Source organism: Streptomyces cavernicola (genome assembly GCF_029968035.1).
Classification (GTDB): Bacteria; Actinomycetota; Actinomycetes; order Streptomycetales; family Streptomycetaceae; genus Streptomyces; species Streptomyces cavernicola.
Window position 1 is genome coordinate 1 of the sequence record NZ_JASCIQ010000088.1, and the last position, 3,166, is coordinate 3,166.

Annotated in this window: 3 protein-coding genes; 2 read left to right on the plus strand and 1 reads right to left on the minus strand. The window is 68.5% G+C overall.

Annotated features, from left to right (window positions below):
- The first annotated feature begins 182 nt into the window (after nucleotides 1-182).
- Entirely contained in the window at nucleotides 183-812 is a 630-nt protein-coding gene (locus QIS96_RS37540; RefSeq protein ID WP_282547375.1) for a hypothetical protein, read from the plus strand.
- 2 nt (nucleotides 813-814) lie between these two features.
- On the opposite strand, the gene QIS96_RS37545 is transcribed toward QIS96_RS37540, so the two are convergent.
- Nucleotides 815-1,690 carry an RDD family protein gene (locus QIS96_RS37545; protein WP_282547376.1) on the minus strand — a complete coding sequence of 292 codons (876 nt, stop codon included), beginning with the start codon at nucleotides 1,688-1,690 and terminating at the stop codon, nucleotides 815-817.
- Between the two features lie 94 nt (nucleotides 1,691-1,784).
- Between QIS96_RS37545 and QIS96_RS37550 the strand changes: the two genes are divergently transcribed.
- A complete protein-coding gene (locus QIS96_RS37550; protein WP_282547377.1) occupies nucleotides 1,785-2,792 on the plus strand; it encodes a stage II sporulation protein M in 1,008 nt (335 codons plus the stop codon).
- The last annotated feature ends 374 nt before the right edge of the window (nucleotides 2,793-3,166 follow it).

Consider the following 3,166-nt stretch of genomic DNA (forward strand, 5'->3'; position numbering starts at 1 on the left):
CCCGACCCAGGCGCCCGGCCGGCCCCGGCCACCGGACGCCTTCGGCCGTAGCCTGAAGCAGGCCCTCGCCCCCGTGGCGGGGGCCTGCCCCCTTGAGGGCCGCCCGGACCCGGCCCGGCCAGGCCGCACGCCCGGCTCGCCCCGCCCAGCCGACCAAGGCCCCGACGAAGGACCCGATCCGCATGCCTCGCGGCCGCTACTCGCTCCACGACCCCCACGACCACACCCCCCTCGGCGAAGAACACTTCCACTGCGCCCCCGGCCCCTCCGGCTGGCGCTACGTCTCCCAACTCACCACCCCCGCGGGCGACCACGCGGGCTCCGTCGACCTGGCCATCGACGAGCTCGGCCGCCCCATCCGCGCCGAACTCCACAGCGCGAGCTGGCAGGTCCGCGGCGCGGCGCTCGAAGGCGTCACCTGGGTACGCACCGACCCCACGGGCGAGCACGCCACCGAAGGTAACGTCGCCGCTCACGCCTTCACCGGGGCCTCCCCGGCTTTTCTCGTCGCCACAGCCCGTCTGCTGCGCCTCACCCCTGGCACCCCCGCCACTCGCGTACGCCTCGTCTGCTTCACCCAGCCGGTCCTCGCCCCACGCACCCTCGACCAGTCCTGGGCCCTGCTGAAGACAGAACCACACGCCACTGACATCGGCCCGCTGCTTGTGGACGAGTACCAGGTCACAGCCCTGGACACGGGGGAGCAGAGCACCGTGCACATCGCCGGCGACGTGGTCCTCGCCGCTCCCGGCATCGAGCTGGAGCACCTGGAGTCCCCGCCGTCGCAATTCCCCGCAACGCCGGCCGACTGACTTCAGGCGGGCGGCACGAACCCGGTCGCAGGCGGCGCCTCGACCTCCGCGCCCCGCTCAGCCGAAACACCATGCGGAGGCACCACCGGCCGCGCCTGCGTGAAGCCATCGCCACGAGGGGCCACGCCCTCTCCGGTGAACGCCTGCCGAGCCTCCCGGGTCTGCCGTTCATGCACCACGGCCGCCAGATAAGGACCGGGCGGCACACCAGGCGGAAGCGCCACTCCGGTACGGGCCGCGAGGTCCCCGGCCAGCCGCTCGGCCATGGCCGCCCCCACCTGCGGATCGAGCTGACCCATCCGCGTCAGGTACTGGCGAATCGCCAACCACAGCCCGTCCGGCACGCCCGACAGATCAAGCTCGGCAAAGCGCCCCACAAGCCAGGGCGGCGGAGGTGGCACATAGGAAGCCCGCCCAGCCGGCACGCGCTCCCGTACGACGAGCGTCCCCGCGAACACATCTCCAAGCCGCCGCCCCCGAGCCGACACCAGTGAAGCGATACAGGCGACGACTCCGAAGCTCGCCAGAATCTCGATGACGCCCATCGCCCCACGCACCAGGGCATGCCGGAACCGGATCGGCCCCCCGTCGTCCCGCACCACCCGCAACCCACAGGCCAGCTTCCCCAACGACCGCCCATGACTCAGCGTCTCGACGGCGATGGGACCACCCACGAGCACGAGCAGGAACGTGGCCACAGAGATCGCCGCCACGGCCGCGTCGTCGAGAGAAGCGGTGGCCGCCAACAACGCCACAGACACCGAGATGTAGACGGCGAACGCCACAGCAAGGTCGATGAGCACAGCCAAGGCCCTGCTCGGAAGCCTCGCCGTACGCAGTTCCAGAGCCACCGCCTCACCAGTCACCAGCTCACTCACACGAGCCCGCCCTCTCCGCCCTGCCCCTGAAACGCCCAGTCTGCCAAGCTGTGGATTCAGCACGCCGTTGTACGAGGAGGGGAGCAGCGGCCTGATGGACCTCGACGTGTTCGTGTCCGCCCACCGCCCCGAGTGGGACCGCTTGGACGCACTCCTGCGCCGCCGACGCTGCCTCACCGGCGACGAGGTGGACGAGCTCGTCGTGCTCTACCAACGCACCGCCACACACCTCTCCCTGATCCAGTCGAGCGCCCCCGACCCACAGCTCACCGGCCGGCTCACTCAACTCGTCGCACGCGCGCGTAGTGCCGTAACGGGCACCCGCCGCGCAGGCTGGCGCGACGTCACGCACTTCCTGACCTCGGGATTCCCCGCAGCGCTCTACCGAACCCGCCACTGGTGGGTGCCCACCGCCCTGCTCTCGACGGCAGTCGCAGCCCTCATCGGCTGGTGGATCGCGACCCACCCAGAGGTGCAGTCCGCCATCGCGGCCCCTGCAGAACTCCGAGAGATGACCCGCCCCGGCGGCCAGTACGAGACGTACTACTCGAGCCATCCGGCGGCGTCCTTCGCCGCACAGGTATGGACGAACAACGCTCAAGCAGCAGCAATGTGCCTGGTCCTCGGTGCCTTCCTGGGCCTGCCTGTCATCTGGATCCTCTTCCAGAACATGCTCAACGTGGGCGTGGGCATCGGCCTCATGTCGTCGGCCGGCCGCCTGGACACCTTCCTCGGCCTGATCCTTCCGCACGGCCTCCTCGAACTGACCACCGTCTTCGTAGCGGCCGGCACAGGCCTGAGACTCGGCTGGACCCTGATCGACCCAGGCCCACGCACGCGCCGCACGGCCTTGGCCGAGGAAGGCCGAGCAGCCGTAGGCATGGCAATCGGCCTGGCACTGATCCTCTTCATCTCCGGAGCCATCGAAGGCTTCGTCACCCCTTCCGGCCTCCCTACCTGGGCAAGGATCAGCATCGGAATCACGGCAGAGCTGGCGTTCCTGCTGTACGTCTACGTGGTCGGCCGACGAGCTGCACGCAGCGGGGAGACCGGAGACCTCGACCCGACAGAGCGCAGCACGCTCGCCCCAGCTGCAGCTTGATGTGCGACCACCCACGCTGACCTGCTACTGTCCTCTCCGCCCCACAAAAGTCGTTGACACGGCTCGAGCGGGGAGGTAGATTCAAACAGTTGCCTCGAACTGGACAAGTTCGACCGCAAGAGTTAGAATTTATCCGCTTCTGGAAAGTTCTTTCCGAGCGAAGCGCCCCTCCGATTTATCAGGATCAGGACGCCGGTAAGGCCGACTGAAACCTCTGATAAACTCGGAACAACGCCGAAAGGGAGCCGAAAGGCAAACTAAAGGCGAATGGCTCTCCAGCGGCCACGGATTTGAATTCCGATCGCTTCCGACAGGAAACGGAACGGAAAACGGATCTGGTAAGGTTGGAAACGCAAGGCCGAAGGGAAGCGCCC